Origin of the sequence: Gemmata sp. SH-PL17, from assembly GCF_001610855.1 — a bacterium.
Lineage (GTDB): Bacteria > Planctomycetota > Planctomycetia > Gemmatales > Gemmataceae > Gemmata > Gemmata massiliana.
In genome coordinates this window covers 7,372,771-7,392,704 of record NZ_CP011271.1, presented here as the reverse complement: position 1 = coordinate 7,392,704, position 19,934 = coordinate 7,372,771, and the positions used below count along the sequence as shown (strand labels likewise).

The 19,934-nt window shown below is 64.7% G+C and carries 19 protein-coding genes; 3 read left to right on the top strand and 16 right to left on the bottom strand.

What is annotated here, in order from left to right; translation table 11 throughout:
• Positions 1–2: 2 nt before the first annotated feature.
• The 16 genes from VT84_RS30680 to VT84_RS30605 all read right to left on the bottom strand — a co-directional run bounded on the left by VT84_RS30680 (position 3) and on the right by VT84_RS30605 (position 17,343).
• On the bottom strand, positions 3–2,225 hold the full coding sequence (locus VT84_RS30680; RefSeq protein WP_082842194.1) for a BatA domain-containing protein: 2,223 nt from the start codon (positions 2,223–2,225) through the stop codon (positions 3–5).
• 30 nt (positions 2,226–2,255) lie between these two features.
• Entirely contained in the window at positions 2,256–2,840 is a 585-nt protein-coding gene (locus VT84_RS30675; RefSeq protein ID WP_082842193.1) for a TIGR03067 domain-containing protein, read from the bottom strand.
• A gap of 13 nt (positions 2,841–2,853) precedes the next feature.
• Positions 2,854–3,555 carry a TIGR03067 domain-containing protein gene (locus VT84_RS30670; RefSeq protein ID WP_082842192.1) on the bottom strand — a complete coding sequence of 234 codons (702 nt, stop codon included), beginning with the start codon at positions 3,553–3,555 and terminating at the stop codon, positions 2,854–2,856.
• 9 nt (positions 3,556–3,564) lie between these two features.
• Entirely contained in the window at positions 3,565–4,065 is a 501-nt protein-coding gene (locus VT84_RS30665) for a TIGR03067 domain-containing protein (protein ID WP_082842191.1), read from the bottom strand.
• 4 nt (positions 4,066–4,069) lie between these two features.
• Positions 4,070–4,480, bottom strand: coding sequence for a TIGR03067 domain-containing protein (locus tag VT84_RS39770; protein WP_162271894.1), 411 nt, complete (start codon positions 4,478–4,480; stop codon positions 4,070–4,072).
• Between the two features lie 248 nt (positions 4,481–4,728).
• A complete protein-coding gene (locus VT84_RS30655; protein WP_052556900.1) occupies positions 4,729–5,619 on the bottom strand; it encodes a DUF58 domain-containing protein in 891 nt (296 codons plus the stop codon).
• Between the two features lie 110 nt (positions 5,620–5,729).
• Positions 5,730–6,743 (bottom strand): AAA family ATPase, encoded by a 1,014-nt coding sequence (locus VT84_RS30650; RefSeq protein ID WP_052556897.1) that lies wholly within the window; start codon positions 6,741–6,743, stop codon positions 5,730–5,732.
• Between the two features lie 229 nt (positions 6,744–6,972).
• On the bottom strand, positions 6,973–7,956 hold the full coding sequence (galE, locus tag VT84_RS30645) for a UDP-glucose 4-epimerase GalE (protein WP_052556894.1): 984 nt from the start codon (positions 7,954–7,956) through the stop codon (positions 6,973–6,975).
• Between the two features lie 114 nt (positions 7,957–8,070).
• Positions 8,071–9,012: an ABC transporter ATP-binding protein gene (locus VT84_RS30640; RefSeq protein ID WP_082842189.1), complete on the bottom strand. Its 942-nt coding sequence runs from the start codon at positions 9,010–9,012 to the stop codon at positions 8,071–8,073.
• 89 nt (positions 9,013–9,101) lie between these two features.
• Positions 9,102–9,500: a four helix bundle protein gene (locus tag VT84_RS30635; RefSeq protein ID WP_082842188.1), complete on the bottom strand. Its 399-nt coding sequence runs from the start codon at positions 9,498–9,500 to the stop codon at positions 9,102–9,104.
• 52 nt (positions 9,501–9,552) lie between these two features.
• The gene (locus VT84_RS30630; protein WP_082842187.1) at positions 9,553–11,928 is read right to left on the bottom strand and encodes a hypothetical protein; all 2,376 of its coding nucleotides are present in this window, start codon (positions 11,926–11,928) and stop codon (positions 9,553–9,555) included.
• Positions 11,929–11,980: 52 nt separating this feature from the next.
• Entirely contained in the window at positions 11,981–12,283 is a 303-nt protein-coding gene (locus VT84_RS30625; protein ID WP_157470012.1) for a MazG nucleotide pyrophosphohydrolase domain-containing protein, read from the bottom strand.
• 131 nt (positions 12,284–12,414) lie between these two features.
• Entirely contained in the window at positions 12,415–13,431 is a 1,017-nt protein-coding gene (locus tag VT84_RS30620) for a hypothetical protein (protein WP_082842185.1), read from the bottom strand.
• A 19-nt stretch (positions 13,432–13,450) separates the two neighbouring features.
• A complete protein-coding gene (locus VT84_RS30615) occupies positions 13,451–13,837 on the bottom strand; it encodes a hypothetical protein (protein ID WP_082842184.1) in 387 nt (128 codons plus the stop codon).
• A gap of 21 nt (positions 13,838–13,858) precedes the next feature.
• The gene (locus VT84_RS30610) at positions 13,859–16,531 is read right to left on the bottom strand and encodes a sensor histidine kinase (protein ID WP_082842183.1); all 2,673 of its coding nucleotides are present in this window, start codon (positions 16,529–16,531) and stop codon (positions 13,859–13,861) included.
• Positions 16,532–16,602: 71 nt separating this feature from the next.
• A complete protein-coding gene (locus VT84_RS30605; protein ID WP_052556878.1) occupies positions 16,603–17,343 on the bottom strand; it encodes a response regulator transcription factor in 741 nt (246 codons plus the stop codon).
• A 750-nt stretch (positions 17,344–18,093) separates the two neighbouring features.
• On the opposite strand from VT84_RS30605, the gene rpsJ reads away from it, so the two are divergent.
• The 3 genes from rpsJ to rplW all read left to right on the top strand — a co-directional run bounded on the left by rpsJ (position 18,094) and on the right by rplW (position 19,858).
• Positions 18,094–18,426, top strand: coding sequence for a 30S ribosomal protein S10 (gene rpsJ, locus VT84_RS30600; protein WP_082842182.1), 333 nt, complete (start codon positions 18,094–18,096; stop codon positions 18,424–18,426).
• Between the two features lie 226 nt (positions 18,427–18,652).
• A complete protein-coding gene (gene rplD, locus VT84_RS30595) occupies positions 18,653–19,402 on the top strand; it encodes a 50S ribosomal protein L4 (protein WP_082842181.1) in 750 nt (249 codons plus the stop codon).
• Positions 19,403–19,492: 90 nt separating this feature from the next.
• Entirely contained in the window at positions 19,493–19,858 is a 366-nt protein-coding gene (gene rplW, locus VT84_RS30590) for a 50S ribosomal protein L23 (protein ID WP_082842180.1), read from the top strand.
• Positions 19,859–19,934 lie beyond the last annotated feature (76 nt).

The following is a 19,934-nucleotide window of genomic DNA, read 5'->3' as shown; positions in this document are numbered from 1 at the left end:
CCTCACCACGTTTTCCCACAGAACCACGCCCAGGTCGCCTCGCCGACCAGCAGGACCAGCAGACCCAACAGGAACCAGTGGGTCCACTCGCCGCGGGTGCGGCGCTCGCGCACGGCCGTTTCGGTCCCGGCCCCTGCCGTGATGATCGCGGGGCGGAACCCGAGCAATTTTTCCAACTCGCCGTCGGAAATCGCGTCGAGGTTCTCCGTTTCGCGCAGGTCGGGGTTCACGGCGAACGTGACGCCGTCCGTTTCCGGCGCGCCGACGGGTACGATCGCGTACTCACCGGCCACGAGCGCATCGGCGGTGCTCACAGTGAGCTTCTGCCCGACTTCGGACCGCGGTTCGGCGAGCTTCACGCGCGGGCGCACCTTGTCGCTCGCCTTGGCGCCGCGCGGGCGCGGTTTCACCAACTCGAACCCCGGCGCGATCATGGGGGGCGTCCAGCTCAGCGTGTCCCCGGCGGTGCGGGTGCCGCCCGGAACCTTGCGGCCCGTGAGGTGCGAGACGATGTACGTCGTCATCGGGACCGCGAGCTGCCCGTCGGACATCACGCGCCCCCAGGTTTCGTCGAGCGACGTGGCGAAGAAGATCACCTCGCCCTCGCCCACGACCCGGGATGCGACCAGCGGCGCGCCCTGCGTGGTGCGCATCAGAACGCGCCCGCCGTTCGGGGCCGATTCGTCGAGGTCGAACATGCGCGTGGCCGTCGCGCGGCGCAGCCAGTCGGTGTAGGGCTTCACCTGTCCGAACACGGACGCGGCGTCGATGCTCTCCGCGGCCGGGACGAACGGGGTCGCGTCCGGGGTGTCGCGCGCGTCGCGCAGCGGGAACGGGAGCAGCCCGGCCCCGGCGCTCCCGAGCACGCGGTTGTACGCGCCCGCCTGAACCAGGTCGCCGCACCCGATCACCAGCCCGCCCCCGGCCCGCACGAACTCGGTGAGCTTCGTCACGAACGCGGGCGACAGGCCCGAGAGCGGGTCGTCGGTCCGGGCCGCGGCGTTGAGGAGGTAAACGATGTCCTTCCCCGCGAGCTTCTCGGGGCTGACCTCTTGGGGGAGCGCGGATTCCGTTTCGATGAAGTACCGCTCGATCTTGTCCTTGTCGCGGTCCGGGTCGAACGGGACGAGTGCCTTCCGCACGAACCAGTCGCCCGCGTCGGTGGCGGGTTGGCCCGCGAACGGGTACGCGACCAGCAACACGCGCACCTTGTCGCGCACGCCGACGATCTTGTACAGCACGTTGTCCCCCTCGACCCCGTCGCCGTCCACGAACACCGCGAGGAGCCGCGCGCCGGCCTCGTCGAGGCTGCCCGTCAGGGTCACTTCCGCGTTCGTGCCCGGGTCGATGTGCTCGATCTGCACCACGTCGCGCTCGACCGCCTTGCCGTCGAGTTCGAGCGCCACCTTCACCCCGCGGACCGGTTCGCGGCCCGTGTTGCGGACCGTGACCACGAACGGCACGCGGGTCCGGGTGTGCGGAATCGCGGCGAGCAGTTTTACGTCGGTGATGGAGACGTTCGACACCTTGCGCTCCGGGTTCCCGCACCGGATGAAGACGAGGTTCGCCCGCGCTTTGATCTCCTCGCACTTGGCGCGCACGGCCCCTTGCTGGCGCTCGAACCCGCTCTTTTGCATGTCGGAGAAGACGTAGATCTCTTTCGCGGGGGCGGTGCCGCTCTCGGCCGCGGTCAGGGCGTCGGTCAGCCCCGGCAGGACGTCCGTCGAGAGGCTCGTGACCTCGACGGACTGGATGACCTGCCGCGCCTGGTCGCGGTTGTAGCGCGAGACCGGGCCGAGGAGACTGGCGCGGTCGGCGCAGGCGTAAATCTGGACCGACGACTTGTTGGGCAGCGTTTCGAGAACGGCGAGTGCGGCCTCCTTCGCGCGCTCGAGGCGCGTTCGCTCGCCGTCGCGCGCGGCCATGCTGTACGACGTATCAAACACGAACACCGCGTCGATAGTTTCGGCCCCGGTCGACGCGGTGGACTCGCGCCCCGGGCGGGCGATGGCGACGGCGAGCAGGATCAGCGCCAGGCACCGCAGCGCGAGCAGCACCCACTCTTGGAACTTGAGGCGCCGACTGGTCTGCTCGACGGCCTCCTTGATGAACTTCATCGGCGCCCACGGCAGCGGCTTGTACCGCGCGCGGTAGAAGAAGTGCAGCGCAATCGGCACGGTCACCGCGGTCGCGCCGAGCAACATCATGGGGGCCAGGAGCTGCATCGCGTGAGAACCTGGGAGGCGGTCGGAGTGCTACTTTGAACCGGTCGGCTGGGGCGGTTTCACGGGTTGAGCGACAGGTTTCTCTGTTGTCTTCGTGAACCGTAAGACCGTAACCATTGGGGCCGGAGGCTTTTGTGAGGGAACCTGTGCTTTAAATTCTGTCGGTGTTGTTCCGTCGCTGAATGCGACGACTATCGCGTCGCCCTCGAACTTGTAGATCCACACCTGCGCCGCACGAGCAGAGGGCTTACCGCCAGGCTCGATTGTGTTCAGGGTCAGCGTTTTGGGATTCTTGGTCGAATCCCATGTTGCCACGTGAGGTTCGCCGGGGTCCGTTGCGGATTCACGGAGGCTTAACCGGTCGCCCTCGACTTGGAGGCGAGGGACGCGATCCCCACTAAGCTCCTTCGGTCCCTTACCGTTATCGGCGGACGCCGCTTTCCACACCCCCTGGAAGCGTTCCTTGTCCGACAATGCGTTATCCGGGGATGGTCCGTTTGAGTTGGTTTCGGAAGCTCCGCCCCCGGTAGCGGACGAAGATGGTTCGGTTTTCTTGCAACCCGCGCCGAGCGCGATGAGGACCGCGAACAGTGCGAACACAGCGAACGTGCGCATCAATTCAACTCCTTTACTTGGCGGTGGCACGGGACGTACCGCGGAAGGTGCTTCGCGATGTGCCGGAGCGGGAGGTGCCGCTGAACGATCCCGACGACTCCTCGTTCGCCTTTTTCAGAACCATGAGAACGACGCCGGGCACATCGGGCTTCCCCGGTTCGGACACGTCCGGGCGGGACTTGAACTCCGTCGGAGGGGCCTTTTTCTCGTCCCGGGTGAACGCGACGATGAGCGCGTCCCCGTCGAACTTGTAGATCCACCTCCACCCGTTCGCCTCCTGCGGGGTCGCGGGGGCATCGCCCGATCGCGCGGTGCTGCGGACCGTTCCGCGGGTCGTGGCGCGTTGCGTACCCCGTGCGGTGCCTGGCGTCACCTCGTCCGCGCCGGCGCGGATGTGTGTCATGAGCTTCGGGTTCAGTTTTTCGTTGAGCGCGAACCGTGTAGCGAACTCTGCGCGCCCGTTGTCGAGGATCGTCATCCGGTCCCCGTCGAACCGGAACCGGACGTACTTCAGGTCTTCGTTGTCGCGGGCTTTCTCGGCGTCCGTGCGGTTCGGCCGACCGTTATCGAACGTGTCGATGCGCCACAAGCCCTGGAGTTTCTTGTGGTCGGCGCTGACGTCCGTAGAGCGCGCGTTTGGTTCGGTCAACCGGCCGCACCCGCCGCCGAGTGCGGCGCAGGACACGAGCAGCGTGAGCGCGATGAACTTGGGCATGACGGTCCCTCACTTTTTGGCGCGGGTAAAGGTCAGCGACGCGACGGTCTCCCCGTCCTTGCCGCTGAACCCCTTGGGGGCTTCCTTTTGGTCGCCGGTGTTGATGGCCAGAACGAGTGTATCGCCCTCGATCTTGTAAATCATCACGAACGCTTCGGGGGCCAAGGTCGCCGACGGTTTACCGTTGAGGTCGGTCTCCTTCATGTCGGTCGAGGTCAGGCGCCGCGGACTCGCGTTCGTGTCGAGCTTGAACGTACCGGACAACCGCGCGTTCAGTTTGGAGAGCGTGATCGCGACCGTGTTGTCACGCACCTCGGTGGTCACTTCCAGTTGATCCAGAATAACCGGCCCGAGCGAGGTGCCGTTGAGCCCGATGTCGGTGAGCGACCATTTTCCCTGCAGCGCGGCGAGGTCCGGGTGCTCACCCTCTTTCATGAGGTGTTTGGGCACCGGCGCCGCGGGTGTGGGGCCGACCAGTACGACGAGCAGCACCAGTACAGCGCAACGCACGGCGTTACCTCCCTTGCAGTTCCAGTACCCAAACCGGGGGACCGTCGTCCGCGTCGAACGTGGTCGGGCGCGGGAGCGGGTTGGGGGCGGTCACGAGTTTCGCTTTGTCGCCCTCGATCGTGTAAATCCCCCGGAGGACTACCGGCACGCTGCTTCCGCCGCGCCGCTCCTGGAGCGGGGAGTCGTCTGCGGTGAGTTGCGTGAGGTCGATTTCCTTCGGGTTCGTGTCGGGGCGGAGCGTCATTGCGTAGCGCTTCTGGTCCGTACCTCCGACCAACCAGGTCCACTTGTCACCGGACACGCGGACCGTGATCGGCATCTGCTTCTCGCGGTCGGCCACGGTCAACTTCCACTCACCCTGGAACCGGCTGAAGTCGTCGCGCGGCTCGGGTGTGCGGAACGCGAAGTACCACACGGCGAACGCGACGGCGGCGACCCCGGCTGCGGCAACTACGATCCGGCGACCTGTTCTTTGCCCCTCTCCCTTTGGGGGAGGGGGTGGAGAGGGGCTGGGGGCCGAACCTCCCCCCCCGTCCCCCCTCCCTGAAGGGAAGGGGGGGACAGAAGCTTCGCGCTCAATGAGAGCGCTGCCCGTTGCAGAGGAATCGCGCGCCTGCTCCCCCTTCCCTTCAGGGAGGGGGGACGGGGGGGGAGGTTCCACGGTCATCGTCGTCCCATCTGGAGCCGGCGCACGAGGTACTCGGACAGGGCCACCTCGAGCGGCCGGTCGGTCATCATCTGCACGTAGTCCACGCCGCTGCCGTCGCAGCCCTTTTGGATGTCCGCCAGGTACTTGTTTACGATCCGCAGGTACGCCGGGCGTAGCAAGTGCGGGCGCGTCATCCGCTCCTCGAACCCCTCCAGCCCGATGAAGCGGATGTTGCCGTCGAGCGGGAACTTGACCTCGTCCGGGTGGAGGACGTGGAACAGGATCACCTCGTGCCCGCGGAACCGCAGGTGCCGGAGCGCGGCGAGGATCGGGTCGAGGTCTTCGAGGCAATCGGAGATCAGGCACACGATCCCGCGCCGGCTGATGCGATCGGCCACCTCGTCGAGCAGCGGGCCGATGTTCGTGCGGTCGCGGGGCTGCGTGTCTTCGAGCGTGTGGGTGATCGCGTTGATGTGGGCCAGGGAGCTGCTCGCCGGCAGTTCCGCGACCCACCCGGTGTTGAAGATTCGCAGGCTCACGGTGTCGCGCTGGCGGATCGTCATGTACGCGATGGACGCGGCCAGGAGCTTCGCGAACTCGAGTTTGTTCGTGTCGCCGCGCCCGTACCGCATCGAGTTGCTGCCGTCGAGCAGCAGGTGGCACAGGAAGTTGGTTTCCTGCTCGTACTGCTTAATGGTGTAGCGCTCGGACCGGCCGTAGCTCTTCCAGTCGATGTGCCGGATGTCGTCGCCCGGGACGTACTCGCGGTGCTGGACGAACTCGACGGAGAAGCCCTTGAAGGGGCTCTTGTGGTCCCCGACGCGCAGCCCCTCGACCACCTGCCGGGCTTTCATGCCCAGGGCTTCGGCGCGGGCCAGGATTTGGGGATCGAGATAGGACGGCATCACTCAGTGTTCCACGTTCCACGTTTCAGAGTTCAGTGCAGCGCCCGAGTGGGTAGCTACTTCTTGTTGTTCAACTTGGAACATGGAACTTTGAAACTTGGAACTCTTTGTTACGCAGCTACCGCCTTCGCCGCGCTCTTCACGAGCTGGCGAATCACCTCGTCGATTGTAACGCCCTCGCTCTGCGCGGCGAAGTTGAGAATGAGCCGGTGGCGCAGGATCGGCGTCGCCACCGCGACCACGTCGTCGCCGGCCACGTGGTTCGAGCCGCGCAGGAGCGCGTGGGCTTTCGCCGCGAGGATCAGGTTCATGCTGGCGCGCGGCCCAGCGCCCCACGTGAGCCACTTCTGCACGAACTCCGCGGCCTCTGGGGTGCCCGGGCGCGACAGCCGGGTGATCCGCTTCGCGAAGTGGAACACCTTGTCGGACACCGGCACGCGGCGCACGATCTGCTGCAGCCCGAGGATGTCCTCGCCGTTGAGCACCGGGCTGACGCTCACCTTGGTGTCCGAGGTGCCCATGCGCATGATCTGTTCCTCTTCCTCGTCGGTCGGGTAATCGACCTTGATGAGGAACAGGAACCGGTCGAGTTGCGCTTCGGGGAGCGGGTACGTCCCTTCTTGCTCGATTGGGTTCTGCGTCGCGAGCACGAAGAACGGGCTGCGCATCGGGTGGTCGGTGCCGCCGATGGACACCTTGCGCTCCTGCATCGCTTCGAGGAGCGCGGCCTGGGTTTTGGGCGGGGTCCGGTTGATTTCGTCCGCCAGCACGATGTTCGAGAAGATCGGCCCGGCCATGAACTTGAACATGCGCTCGCGCGTCACCGGGTCGTCCTGGATCACCTCGGAGCCGGTGATGTCCGACGGCATCAGGTCGGGGGTGAACTGGATGCGCTTGAACCCGAGGTCGAGCGCCTGGGCCAGCGTCGAAACCATGAGTGTCTTCGCCAACCCCGGTACGCCCATGAGCAGCGCGTGGCTGCGGCAGAAGATCGCCATCAGCAGTTCGTCGACCACCTTCTCCTGGCCGACGATGACCTTGCCGATCTCTTTTTTCAACTTCTGGTGCGCGACCCGAAGTTTCTCGATCATCGCAACGTCGGTGTCCGCGTGGTCGGCGCTCATGGTTCGTTGATCGGTTTTGGTGGTGATTGGGCGGGAGAGGGGCCGGCAGGTCAGGATCTATCTAATCACACGGGGCGAACGGACGCAAAGGGATTAAACCCCGCTCGCGCCAGAAAGTAGCGACGAGAAATGGAGGAACGTTCGGGGCGCGATTTGATTCAAACCGTGATTGGTAACCGCGCCGGTTCATTGACCGGCGCGGTTCTGGGATTCGTCGTTCGTTCGGAACTTATTCCCCGAACCCGTTCGGGTGCGACTGGTGCCAGCGCCACGCGGTGTCGAGGATCGCGCGGAGGCTGTCGTACTTCGCGGACCAGCCGAGTTCGTGCCGGATCTTGTCCGCGCTCGCGACGAGTACCGGGGGGTCGCCGGCGCGCCGCGGGCCTTCTTTTACGGGTACCTTCAGCCCCGTGACGGCTTCTACTGCGGCGATCACCTCGCGCACACTGTACCCGCGCCCGAGTCCCACGTTGTACGCGAGCTTCGAGCCGGGGGCGATTTTGTCCAGCGCCAGAGCGTGGGCCGTGGCGAGGTCGTCCACGTGGACGTAGTCGCGAACGCAGGTGCCGTCCGGGGTCGGGTAATCGGTGCCGAAGACCGTGACGTGCGGGATCTTACCCTGCGCCGCCCGGAACGCGAGCGGAACGAGGTGCGTTTCCGGGGTGTGGTCCTCGCCAATGGAGCCGTCCGCGGCGGCGCCGGCCGCATTGAAGTACCGCAGCGTGCAGAACCCGAACGGGTGGGCCGCCGCGTAATCCGCCAGCGCGCGCTCGAACGCGAGCTTCGTGTGACCGTAGGGGTTCACCGGGTTTTGCGGCGCGTCTTCCGGGATCGGTACCTGTGTCGGTTCGCCGTAGGTCGCGCACGAGCTGGAGAAGACGAACTTCTGGATGCCGTTGCGCCGGCACCGGTCGAGCAGTTGCAGGGAGTAGATGAGGTTGTTCGTGTAATACTTCGCGGGGTTCGTGACGGACTCGCCCACAGAGGCGAGCGCCGCGAAGTGTATGACCGCCTCGATGCGGTTGACGACCAGCAGTTGGTCGAGGTGATCGATGTCTCGCAGGTTGCCCACTACAAGGGCTTCGGCCGGAACCGCTTGTCGGTGCCCGTACTCGAGGTTGTCGAATACGGTGACTTCGTGCCCGTTCGCGAGCAGGTGGCGGACCGTGTGCGAGCCGATGTACCCGGCCCCACCGGTGACGAGAATGCGCATGGTACTCTTGGAGTGTCCGTGTTCAGTGTTCAGCCAGGGGCGGGGCGCCCCTGACACTGTCGTTATGCGGACGCGGGAACACTTCGTCTGCTCCGGACGGGCACCGGGCGCGGACTAGCTCGTGATCCCCTTCGTGATGGTGAGGAAGATGTGCTCGATGTTGATCTCTTCTTCCCGGAAGCTGTGGAGCTTGAACCGGTCGGCGATGAGGCGCTCGGGGATGAAACTCCCGTCGTCGTAGTCCCCGCGGAGCGCGACGCGAACAGCGCCGGCCTTCGGGTCGAGTTCCGCGCTCGCGACCTCTTTAAACGCGCTTAACTTCTTGGCGGCTTCGGCGTTGCGCTCGCCGACGGAAACCAGGAACGCGCGCCCGCCGCGGAGCTTGCGGACCTCGTTCTCGGCTTCTTCGACGGTGCCATTGAAGATCAGCTTCCCGCGCTCGATGATGCCGAGCGTGTTACAGATCTCGGCCAGCTCCGGGAGGATGTGCGACGACAGCATGATCGTCTTCTGTTCCTGGCGCAGGCGCTTGATGAGTTCCCGCATTTCGATGCGGGCGCGGGGGTCGAGGCCGCTCGCGGGTTCGTCGAGGAGGAGCACCTGCGGGTCGTGGAGCAGCACGCGCGCGAGTCCGAGGCGCTGCGTCATCCCGCGGCTCAGGCTCGTCACGAGAGCGTCGCGCTTGTACCCGAGGTCGACGTAATCGAGCACCTGTTCGACCTTCTTCTTGCGCTCCGCGCCCTGGATGCGGTACGCGGCGGCGAAGAACTCCAGGTACTCGGTCACCTTCATGTCGTCGTACACGCCGAAGAAGTCCGGCATGTACCCGATCGCGCGGCGGATCTCCTTCGATCCGGTGTAGATCGAGTGCCCGCACACGGTCGCCTCGCCCCAACTGGGGTTCAGCAGCGTGGCGAGCATCCGCATCGTGGTGGTCTTCCCGGACCCGTTCGGCCCGATGAACCCGTACACGTCGCCCGGCGCCAGCTTCAGCGAAAGCCGGTCCACCGCGAACAACTCGCCGTACTTCTTCGTCAGGTCGCGGCACTCGATCATGGCGTGAGTTCCAAGTTCTGGAGTTCCAAGTTCTGGAGTTCCAAAGTTCCAAGCTTCTGTCCGCACACCTCATTCTGGCCGGCTCGGGGTTAGGCGTCTTCTGCGAACTTCCGACCTTTGAGGTCGGATTGGTCGAGGTAACGAATGAACCCCTGGACAAGCCTCGTCGTATCGAGGGCCAGTGTCGTGATGCGCTCGAACGTCTCTTGATCGATGTATTCCACGTCGAGGGCCGCGTAGAGTTGTGCGCGAACCTCGCCCGCCGACCCTTTTGCAATGTAAAGGAACTGTCGAAATTCCGCGTTCCCGTCCCTTTCGTACCCTTCCGCAATGTTCGACATCGCAGAAATTGTTGCTCTGCGAATTTGATCGCGGAGAGCGAAGCCACGAGCGAACGATTCTCCGCGCGTGATTCGGTAAACCTCGCGGTTCAACTCACGAGCTTTTTTCCAAGCTTCGATGTCCTCAAGTCGGCGGATCGTGGGCATGATCGCTCCGGTGTGATTTCAACTTGGAACATGGAACTTGAGAACTAGTGAACTATTTGACCGGGATGTAAAATCGGACCCACGTTTCTTGTCGCGCGGTGCCGGGGATCGGTCGGCGCTCGCCGGAACCCGGCAGGCCCTTCAGCCACAGTTTCGCGGGCGCGTTCGGACCGGTGAGGACGTCTTCTGCCGAACCGAGCGGCGGAGCGACGCGGCCGACGACGATTACTTCGTCGCGGTTGTCGGGTGCGAGCCGCCACGACTGATCCAGGCGCCGCAGTGATGCGTTCCCCGCGATCACGCCCTCGTCGTTCTTCAGTGCCCCCTCGTGGAACAGCATCCCCATGAGCGGGAGCGGGCCGCCGAGCGCCGTCTGTTGCAGCGACTGGCGCTGCACGTTCTTCTGTACGGGGCGCTGCGCGTAGGCCGGGTCGCGGGCGAGCAGTGCATCAAGTCCGGCGTTCTTCTGGAGCCACTGCGTTGCGGGGGTACCCTGATCGAGAACCAGGCGCACGGGGGCGCCGCGAACGATTACCTCGCCCGGGAGCGGGTAGGCGTGGCCCGCGTAGAACGCGACGCACTCCGTCAGTTCCGGGAGCGGGAGGTTGTGCTCGAAACTGCCGAGCACCTTCGCACGGTCGCCCGGCGGGTGGACGAGGTTCGCTTCGAGCCGGCGGTGCGTCTGGCCCGTCGGCGCTTGTGACGCTGGGATGTCCAACGGGGACGACCAGTTCGCGGAGAACGCCTTCGTGGACCATATTTGAATGGGCACGTTCTCCAAACCGGTAGGTTCCACCGCGTACTTGCGGCGGGTGATGCCCGCGCGCCCGCTTCGCGGCGCACCGATGCACTCGACCGCGGTCCCTTTGGGCTGTTCGTCGGTTCCCCAATCGCTACCCGGAGTCACACCGACGGTGTACGAATCGATCCGCGGGCTGAAGATCGTGAACCACGTGGTGCCGTAAATGCGGTTCGACGGCGCGTCCACGTCCACCACGTCGATCTTGTTTATCTTCAGGTCGCGCCCCTTCACCGCGGACGCGGAGACGTATGTCAGCACGCTCACGGTCAGCACGATGATCGGGAACGTGATCCAGGTGAGTTCGAGCCGGCCCAGGAACCGCTTCAGAACGTAATACTCGACCGGACCGATGAGCAGGATGTACAGCACGATGAGCAGCGCGACCCAGCCGAACGACACCACGGGAACGCCGTCGAACGTGTCGTTGTGAACGCGCATCGCGACCGTGGCCGAGTCCTCTTCTTCGGTCACCACCCCGGGCGGGCGCGGTTTCCCGTCGCCGCCACTGGAGGCCCGGTTCGCACCGCATTCGCGGAGCACGAAGTCCCAGAAATCGGGCCGGGCGGAGAACTCGGCGAACGGCGCGCTGTCCAGATCGAAGCCGATCACCGTGACGCGCCCGAGACCGAACGCCGCTTGCGCCACGATCGGCTGCCGCTCCTCGGTGGACTGACTCGGCGGGATCAGCACTCGCGCGGGCCGGTCCGATTGCGGCACCAAGTTCGCCATCGCGAATCGCGTCCCGCGCCCGGTTAGTGCCGCGCTCGCGGTGTTCGCCTGACCCGACCCCGCGGACCACACGAGACCAGTGATATCGACCTGGCGCGCTGGTGCGTCGGGCTTCACTGTGAACGGGAGGAGCGGCTTCAGTGCGGGAAGTTGAGCCACGAGCGCTGCGTTCGAGCCGGCTGAAATGACCAGACGTCCGCCGCGGCGCACCCACTCGATCAGTGCCTCGCGCTTCTGCTTGTTTTGAGCCGTGGCGTCGTCACCGAACAGTTGCTTCAGGAAGTCCGGGGCCGTGCCGGTGTTCAGGACGGCGAGGTCCGCGCCCTCGTAGCCGTACCATCGGTCCGGCAACTGGGCCACGCTCCCGATGTGTGTGAGTTCGACCCGGCCCGCACGAAGGGGGGCCGTTTCTGCGCTGGCGCCTGCGGGCTTGGGAAGCTCGAACCCCGCAGGAGCACCGCCCAGCGCGAGGACGACGTATTGCAGTGGCTCGTGGGGACGGACGCGAACACGGAACGGTTCGGAGAGCGCTCCCCCCTTCACGGCCCGCACGGTGATGGTGACCTCGCTCGCGGCGCCGCCCGGGCGCACGTAGCCGATCGCCGTGCGGTCGGTCGCGAGGTTCAGGGGCACGGCGAACGTGGTCGTAACCTCGTCCGCGTCCGGGGACTCGATCACAAGTTCCGCCGGCTCGGTCACTTCGCGGAGCGGTTCGAGTTGAACGTGGACCGGCGCCCACGCGCCGAACTTCGTCACGTGCGCATCATCGCGCCCGGTCGGTAACCCGACCGAGGCGCCGGTAATCTTCACACTGTCTTTGGCGCTAACGGGCGCGGGGATGAGTAGGAACGTGAACGCGACCGCGAGAATGCGCCCGATGGTGGCCGCCGTTGGCATGAATCGTCTCGGCTTCTTTCTTGCCCCCGCGCTGCGAGGGCGGGGCAAAAACTCACGGTTTGGCGGCGCCGCACACACAGGGTGTCGCGTGGCACTTCGGACAGCCGGCGCCGTACTTCTGCCGCATCGCGTCTTCGAGGTCCACGCCCGCGATGTTCGCGAGGGTCGCGAGCCACGCCAGCACGTCGGCGAACTCCAACCGGAGGTTGTCCGGGTCCGCGGACGGGTCGCGGAGCGCGGCCGACAGTTCGCCGACCTCCTCCATGAACCACATAAACGTGCCCTCGACGCCGCGCTTCCCGTCCTTGGCCCCGAACAGGGCGCGGATGCGGTGCTGAACGTCGCGGAGGGTCATTGGTGCTGGTTGTTCCGTCACGCACCTGATTCTACGGCCGAACGCGCTTGCCGGCAGCGCACGGAGGCGCGGCCGGTACCGGGCACGGTATTCGGTACGTGCGGAGCGGGAAGGGGGTTCGCGTGTTTGTGCTACGGCTTGACCTGGACCCAGCGCTTTTCCGATTCGACGGCGTCTGCGTCGTAGAAGAAGATGTCTTCGCGGGCCAGTTTGCCCGCCGGGGCGAAGGTGCGGGTAATTTTCCGGTACCAGTTCTCGGTTTTGGCGCCGACCGCTTTACCGCCGGTGAGAACCGTGTCGTACCGCTCCTCGTGCGTCGCCAAACCCGTGTCCGCGTCGTACTCGCGGTTCAGTCGGACCACGGACGGCCCTTGAGGGAGTCGGACGCACACCGCGCGCCGCTTCCCGGTTTCGGGATCGAACCCGGTGTTGACGTAATACGCTCCGGCGTCGAGGCCGAACTCGTTGTCCTTGCCCAACCTCGTGTGCGTTTCGGCGAGGAGCAGCACACCGGACGCGGGCATCTTTATCTCGAAGTCGCTCATCCCGCTCCACAACCCCCAGGATGCGTATGCGTCCACGCGCGTACCGGGAATCTCCTTTTCCCACAACATTTTCGCGTCCCTCTCGACGCGCACGCGCCATTTGTCCTTTTCGCTCACTCGCCCGTAGGTGAACTTTGTCTTCGGGTCGTACTGCGGGTGCCAGCGGAACGTATCGGCTTTTACCGCGTCGTCGAGGGCCTTCGCTTTCGGGTCTTTCTCTCCCAAGAAGTCGATGACGCCCTGATTGTGTTTCTCGTAATCCCAACGGGACGCGAACACGAGCCAGTACCGTTCGCCCTTTTTGAGCGAATCGGGTTTCAGCGGCAGAGACAGTTTCGGGACAAAGCCCGGCGGACGCAGGCCGCCGAACGCGGTGGTGACTCGGACCTCGCTACGGAACTCGCCCGATCCGCGCACGAGCTTGAATTTGAAGCACACGCCCGCATCACCGTCGGCCGGGCGCGCGTCGTACTCTTCGACACTCACGACCTCAATGAGCGCTACGCCCGATGCGTGCGGGGCGAGTTCGTCAAGCTTTGGATCGATCGCGCGCAAACCTGGCGTTAAAAGGAGCACGAACGCGAGAGGGGCGTAGTACCGCATGATGGCACCTCGGGTGTGGCTACTTCTCGGCGCGTTCGAGTTGAACCTTCGCGGCTTTTGCGGCCTCGTCGATCTTCTTTAAATCGTCCTTGGGCGGGAACTCGAACCCCTTGATTTGGTGGGTCCAGAACACCATCTCGTTTTCCGCGAGTAGTTTCAGAGCGGCGGTGAACTTGTCCGCGCCCGCGTAAACGGTCGGCGCGGTCTTCACCTCGTTCTCGGTCTTGTTGCGGTTCGTGCCGTCCATAATTGCGAACTGCCAGACGGCCTTATCGTTCTTCCAACTGTAAACCTCGACGCCCTTGAACCGCGGTTTCGGCTCACGTTTCGGTTCATCGGCCGCAGATGTGAACGGGCTGGCGAAGAAGACAGCGAGGCAAACGAGCACGAGCGTACCGAGCTTCATCTGAGTTCTCCGGAGGGGGCGTCATTTCGCCGGGAGTTCCAGTCGGAAACACGAACCGGAGGCGCCTTCCGCCGGGCGGTACGCGACCGTGCCACCGAGTACCCCGGCCCACTGTTTGGCGAGTGCCAAGCCCAATCCCGCGCCTCCGGCTGCGGCGTCCGCGCTCGCGCCGCGGCGGAACGGCTTGAAGATCGTTTTGCGCTCGCTCGGTGGCACCCCAACGCCGCGGTCTTCGACCTCGAAGATTATGCGGTTCAGGCCGTCGGGTTTGGCCCAGAGCCAGATGCGCTGGTCGGCGGCGTCGCGTGTGTACTTCCGCGCGTTGTCGATCAGGTTCCCGACGATCTGATGGACCATCGCCGTGTCGGTGCAGACTTCCAGGTCCGCCGGGAGTGTAGAGACGACAATCAGTTCCTTGCCGTCGGCCGCGACGCGGTCCGCCCACGTCTGTTGGAGTTGATCGAGCAATTTGCTGGCCTTGATCGGCTTCAAGTCGCCGTTTTTCCGGCGTTTTTCGAGCTTGGCGAAGTCCAGCACGTTGTCGATGAGCCGGTGCAGCCGGTCGGACTCGGTCGCGAGTGTGTTCAGGTATTCCTGCCGTTTCGCTTCGTCGTGAATCATCCCGCTCGTGAGCAGATCGAGGTACAGGCGAAGTGACGTGAGCGGCGTGCGCAGTTCGTGCGTCACGGCGGACACAAACCGGATTCGGCGCTCGGCGAGGTCGATGAGCGACCACCCGCTCAACCCGACCGCCGCGCACGCGATGAACGCTGCGACCCACGCCAGCACCAACCCGAGGCGCAGCGGGGTCCAGCCCGTGGGCGGCAATTCGGGCGCGAGGGCGGGGTCGAGTTGCACGGGCAGCGCGGTCATCGCGCGGTCGAGTGAAACGCCGTCGGGATTCTTCACTGGGACGAGGCGCGCGTCCGGGAATAGGTCGCGCACTTCGTCCTTCAGGACCGGCTCCAGTTTCGCCCAGTCGAGGATCACGCCCTGATAGACGGTTTTGTTGTCGAGTTTCGCGACCCGCACGAGAGCAAGCGTTTCCGAACCGTCGGCTGCGGTGATCCACTGGGGCCGCATCGACCCGAGGTGAATGCTGACACCCGGCGGACCCGCGAGCATATTGAACGGGTTGTTCAGAACCGTATTGCCGGTGGTGTTCGTCAGCGCCGGGCGCTCTTCGGCGGGCGGGACTGGGTGAGGGCTCCCGGTGAGGTACGCCGTCCCCGCGATGCTCCACGCAGCAGCGACCAGCGGTGGGGTGTCCGCGATCGACGACTTGCGGAATCGCTCCTGGAATTCATCGAGTGGGAGCCGACCGTCGAGTTTTGCGCGCAGAAGCGACAGGTGTTCCGAAAGCGAATCGATCTGAGCTTTCTTGAGCGCGTCGGAATCTTTCGAGGCACCCAGCTTTTCCGTATCGGCCTTTTTGCCGGGATCAGTTGGGGCGCTCGGCTTCGCGGGCACGGGCGGGACGAGTGATTTACCTTCTTTGCCCCTATCGCCGAGGTACCCTCCCGGGGGCGCTCCGCCGGGCATTCCCCCTCCTGGCATTCCCGGGCCTCCGGACGCTCCCGGGAATCCACCTGCACCAGCGACGCCCGAAGACGGTGTGCCGCCCGCACCCGGCCCACCGGGGCCAGCCACAGGTGGAATAGTTGGATTTGAAGGGGTTTTTGACTCGGGATTCGGTCCCGAGTTCTGCGTGTAGCCCTTGCCGTATAGGGGATCGACGCCCGCGTTCTTCGAGTCCTGAATCGCGCGCTGACTGGTTTGCGCGCGGTTCAGGTACTCGTTCAGCGCGCGGTCTTTGTCCGGTGCTTGCCCGAACCCGCCGCGCCCGGCGCTAACACCGGGCGCTTGGGCCGGTAGGTTGGGTGCTTGAGACCCACCGCCCGGAGGCTGAGCTTCTTTCTTCGGGCCGGGGCTATTCTCGGGAGCGCGCGAGTTGCCCGCGAGTGCTTCGCGCGACTTGAATTCCCATCCGAACAGGCGGAACGTGTTCGTGTTTGTGTTCGTCGAGTCGAGTACCGGGGGAAGCGGTGGTAGCCCGCTCACCGGTCCCATCTCAGGTGGGGGAGGGGGCTTGGGCGGTGAACTGGGGGCACTCGGGTACAACTGGAGCGAGTTGTTGGCAAAGAGCGGCGCCGCGAACGGTGGCGAATCGGCCGGGATCGCACGCTCGCGGGCCGCGAGCAGTTCGCACGTGGCGGTGGCCGGGTAGTTCGCGCGCAGGTCGCGGAGCGCCTCCGCGCGTTCCGGCGTGTCGTTCCGGAGCGGGAGATCGGGCCAAGCTTCCTGCACGCGCTCGCGGGCGCCGGGAGCGAGCACTTGCGGCGATTCCCACCCGGTCGACGGATCGAGCTGAACGTGGAGTTTCATCCAGTCCGGGAGCGGTGCCGCAAGGAGCGGCGTGGGGCCGGCGGTGGAGCCGGAGAGCGGATCGGCCGGGCTGTAGTGATAGAAGGGCCGACTGTCTTCGACGCCCAGAGCCGGGAGCATGCGCCCGTCGAGGCGCCAGAGTGCGACTCGGAGGTTATTGCCGAGTTCGGCTTGGGCCGCCGCTTCCCGTTGTGCGCGCTCGACGCGCAGAGCTGTGATCGTAACCCAACCCAGCCCGGCGAACACCAGGGCGGCGACGAGGAGGAATACAACCGGTCCGCCGACCGGACCGAGCAATCGCCGCGACATCTCTCGCTCCGATGTAAGTCGCAAGGTCCGGGCACGCGGTTCGAGGCTTTCGACCTTGCGACGTTACGACCTTACGACTTGAGGGCCGATTCTTCTTCCGGAATGGCCAGTGCGGGACCGGCCATGTATCCGTGTGCTCGCACCGTGACGATGGCCTCGGGCTGGTCCTCGCCTCCGTGCGGGTCTTTGAGTTTCGCCCGCAAGCGGGCCACGTGCATATCAACCGCCCGCGTTTCCAGTCCGGCGGTTCCGATCCCCCATACGCGGGAGAGCAGTTCTTCGCGGGACACTGCGCGCTCGCGGTTGCAAACCAAGTATTTGAGCAGCGCGGCTTCCGTTTCGGAAAGGTCCGCCCGAGTAGTGTCGCTCCACCGGATCTCGCGGCGCTGGAGGTCGATCATTCCCCCACCCATTTCTACGAGGCGCACGTCCGGGACCGCTCGCATGGTGCGCCGGAGGATCGCTTCGACGCGGGCGATCAGTTCCTTCGCGGAGAACGGTTTGACGACGTAGTCGTCGGCCCCCATTTTGAGCCCGCGCACGCGATCGTCTTCGCTGCCGCGTGCGGTGAGCAGGATGACCGGGCGCGTGGGGTTGGTGCGACGCAGTTCGCTCAGCACTTCCAGACCGTCACGCTTTGGGAGCATGATGTCGAGCAGTACCAGATCGACGCCCGCAGAAGTGGCTTCGCGCAGCCCGACGATCCCGTCCGCCGCCTCCGTGACCTCGTAACCGCTTAAACGGAGCGCGTCGGACACGCCCCGGCGAATAGCTGGCTCGTCTTCCACAACTATGATGCGTGCCTTCGGCATGAAATCACCCGTGTGCGGCGTCTAAATGGGAGCCAACAGTAAGACGAGGCACGGGGCGGTTTCGTTTGATATGTCTCTCGCGCTTCGCGATTAGTGTGCACAGAAGGCAAAAATTTGAGTGATTCGCATGCGTATCAGTGCGATCGAGTGGCGAAAAACCGAAACAGAATTGGTTTTCCGCGTTCCGCTGAACGGGGGGACGATCGGGAAAACGGAATCGCCTTCCGGCGAGTTTGGTGCGGCTACTTTGGAAACTGGCACCCCGGATCGATACCCCCGGAGCGAATCCGAAGCAAAAGCACGGGCATACTGCGTTGAAATCTTGCGAACGGCGCGGCGTAAGCCCGCCGGTGATGGCAGAAAACAACTGGGAGGCTTACGTGGCCCGACGGACGGGCCGAACCACAGTTGACGCGCGTGCCGGTGGTGGCAGAAAACAACCGGCGGGCTTGCGCCGCGCCGTTCACTCGCACCCGGATTTCAACGCTGCAAATCGCGCACTGGAGCCTACCCGCCTCATTCGGGGCAAAAGAGAACTCGGAGCGTTGAACGGCATTCTGTTTCGTGCAATTCCGGGTTTTCCTTTGTGCCCCTGTGCCTTTTTGTGGCCAACATGCCTTGATCGGATTTGCACCGTCTCGCGCTTCCTATTGTTCCCATTCCCTTGACGCTCGCGCGTATAACCCTTACGTTTATACTTTCCTGAATTTTGCATAGCCGGACTGCGGCGAAGAGAGCCGAGGAGCAATCGTGGCCGGACCAACTGGTGAACGCATTCGCATCCGCATGGAAGGCTACGATCACGAGGTGCTCGACCGCACCGCGGCGGAGATCGTGAAGACCGCGCGCGACAACCAGGCGGAAGTCCACGGGCCGATCCCGCTGCCGACCCGCGTGGAACGGTACACGGTGCTGCGCTCGCCGCACATCGACCGCAAGAGTCGCGAGCAGTTCGAGATCCGCACCCACAAGCGGCTCATCGACATTCTGAAGCCGAACCAGAAGACCATCGAGGCGCTGAACAAGGGCCTCAACCTGCCCCCGGGCGTGGACATCAAGATCCGCGTCATCACGGGCGCGTAAGAAAACGGGTTCTGTAGAAATTGAGTTGTCTCTGCTGATACGCGCGGTACAAAGATTAACTCCCGCCCGCTGCGGCCCTCCGATCGGAGACCCAAGCGGGCGGTTTCACGCGAGAAAACGACCCCGCTTCACCGCCGACATCACCCGTCGCTAAACCGATAGGCGAAGTCAACACCGCGGTTCCGCCGGGCAAACCGGCGACGGCAGGGTTTGGAGTGGCTGAATAATGGCTGATAGCACCACACCGGAAACCCCGGAAACCGGGGCCGTGGCTCCCGTTGCCCGTCACATCGAAGTTGCGACTTCGATCACGGTGCCGGTCGTGAACCGCGCCGGCGAAGAAGTCGGCACGGTGACCATCGATCCGGCCGAGTTCGGCGGCAAGATCAGCCGGCAACTGATGCACGACGTTGTGCTGATGTACCTCGCTAACCAGCGCGCCGGTACCCACCACACGCTTCGCCGCGGTCAGGTGGCCGGTAGCACCAAGAAGCTGTTCCGGCAGAAGGGCACCGGTAATGCCCGCGCCGGTACGAAGCGCACGAACAAGCGCCGCGGTGGTGGTACCGCCAAGGGGCCGAAGCCGCGCGACTACGAATACCACCTGCCGAAGAAGGCGGTGAAGGCCGCGACCCGGATGGCCGTGCTGTCGAAGCTCCTCGATAAGCAGGCGATCATCATCGACGACCTGACGATGGCGGCGCCGAAGACGAAAGAAATGACCGGCGTCCTGAAGGCCATCAAGATCGGCAAGAAGGCGACGGAGAAGGGCGAGCAGGACGTGACGCTGCTGGACACGACCGTCCTCATCGGCACCGACAAGCTCGACCAGAACGTGTACAAGTCGGCCCGCAACATCCAGGGCGTGAAGGTCCTGCCGGCCGCGGAATTCAACTGCTACACCGTGCTGAAACAACGGCGCCTCGTGCTGACCCGCTCCGCGCTGGAGTCGCTCCGGGCCGTCGGTAAGAAGTAAGTAGTTCCGGTCGTTTCGGGCTCCACGTTCCAAGTTGGCGGAACCCGAAACGTTGTCATCGAACGGGAACTTGGTACCGGGTACTTCGTCATGGCTACGACACGACCGAAACCGAAGAAATACCGGCGGAAGTTGGCGCTCCGCCAGCCGTGCGTCCACGGCGAATCGGGTATCGAGCTGCGCTCGTACCAAGTGGTGCTCCGCCCGCTCGTGACCGAAAAGGGCACGCACCAGAGCACGCGGTACAACGCCTACACGTTCCAGGTGAACCCGCTCGCCACCAAGACGCAGATCAAGGCGGCGGTCGAGGAGCTGTTCAACGTGAAGGTCGAGGGCGTCCGCACTCAGGTGCGCGAGGGCAAGAAGCGGCGGTTCCGCCAGGCGATGGGCCAGCTCCCGACGTGGAAGAAAGCCATCGTCACGCTGAACGAAGAAGACAAGATTGAGTTCTTTTGATCTGAGATTTCAGAGTTGCGATTCTCGATTGCCGGCTGAGGCGTGGTTGGTCGCGGCCTGATTGAGATTATCAATC

What these genes read in the sequence shown, in the direction of transcription:
- VT84_RS30670 (WP_082842192.1), bottom strand. Translation starts at nt 3,555, where the DNA reads ATGCCCAAGTTCATCGCGCTCACGCTGCTCGTGTCCTGCGCCGCACTC.
- VT84_RS30615 (WP_082842184.1), bottom strand. Translation starts at nt 13,837, where the DNA reads ATGAAGCTCGGTACGCTCGTGCTCGTTTGCCTCGCTGTCTTCTTCGCC.
- VT84_RS30605 (WP_052556878.1), bottom strand. Translation starts at nt 17,343, where the DNA reads ATGCCGAAGGCACGCATCATAGTTGTGGAAGACGAGCCAGCTATTCGC.
- VT84_RS30610 (WP_082842183.1), bottom strand. Translation starts at nt 16,531, where the DNA reads ATGTCGCGGCGATTGCTCGGTCCGGTCGGCGGACCGGTTGTATTCCTC.
- VT84_RS30650 (WP_052556897.1), bottom strand. Translation starts at nt 6,743, where the DNA reads ATGAGCGCCGACCACGCGGACACCGACGTTGCGATGATCGAGAAACTT.
- VT84_RS30620 (WP_082842185.1), bottom strand. Translation starts at nt 13,431, where the DNA reads ATGCGGTACTACGCCCCTCTCGCGTTCGTGCTCCTTTTAACGCCAGGT.
- rplD (WP_082842181.1), top strand. Translation starts at nt 18,653, where the DNA reads ATGGCTGATAGCACCACACCGGAAACCCCGGAAACCGGGGCCGTGGCT.
- rplW (WP_082842180.1), top strand. Translation starts at nt 19,493, where the DNA reads ATGGCTACGACACGACCGAAACCGAAGAAATACCGGCGGAAGTTGGCG.
- VT84_RS30635 (WP_082842188.1), bottom strand. Translation starts at nt 9,500, where the DNA reads ATGCCCACGATCCGCCGACTTGAGGACATCGAAGCTTGGAAAAAAGCT.
- VT84_RS30630 (WP_082842187.1), bottom strand. Translation starts at nt 11,928, where the DNA reads ATGCCAACGGCGGCCACCATCGGGCGCATTCTCGCGGTCGCGTTCACG.
- VT84_RS30625 (WP_157470012.1), bottom strand. Translation starts at nt 12,283, where the DNA reads ATGACCCTCCGCGACGTTCAGCACCGCATCCGCGCCCTGTTCGGGGCC.
- galE (WP_052556894.1), bottom strand. Translation starts at nt 7,956, where the DNA reads ATGCGCATTCTCGTCACCGGTGGGGCCGGGTACATCGGCTCGCACACG.
- VT84_RS30655 (WP_052556900.1), bottom strand. Translation starts at nt 5,619, where the DNA reads ATGCCGTCCTATCTCGATCCCCAAATCCTGGCCCGCGCCGAAGCCCTG.
- VT84_RS30675 (WP_082842193.1), bottom strand. Translation starts at nt 2,840, where the DNA reads ATGCGCACGTTCGCTGTGTTCGCACTGTTCGCGGTCCTCATCGCGCTC.
- VT84_RS30640 (WP_082842189.1), bottom strand. Translation starts at nt 9,012, where the DNA reads ATGATCGAGTGCCGCGACCTGACGAAGAAGTACGGCGAGTTGTTCGCG.
- VT84_RS30680 (WP_082842194.1), bottom strand. Translation starts at nt 2,225, where the DNA reads ATGCAGCTCCTGGCCCCCATGATGTTGCTCGGCGCGACCGCGGTGACC.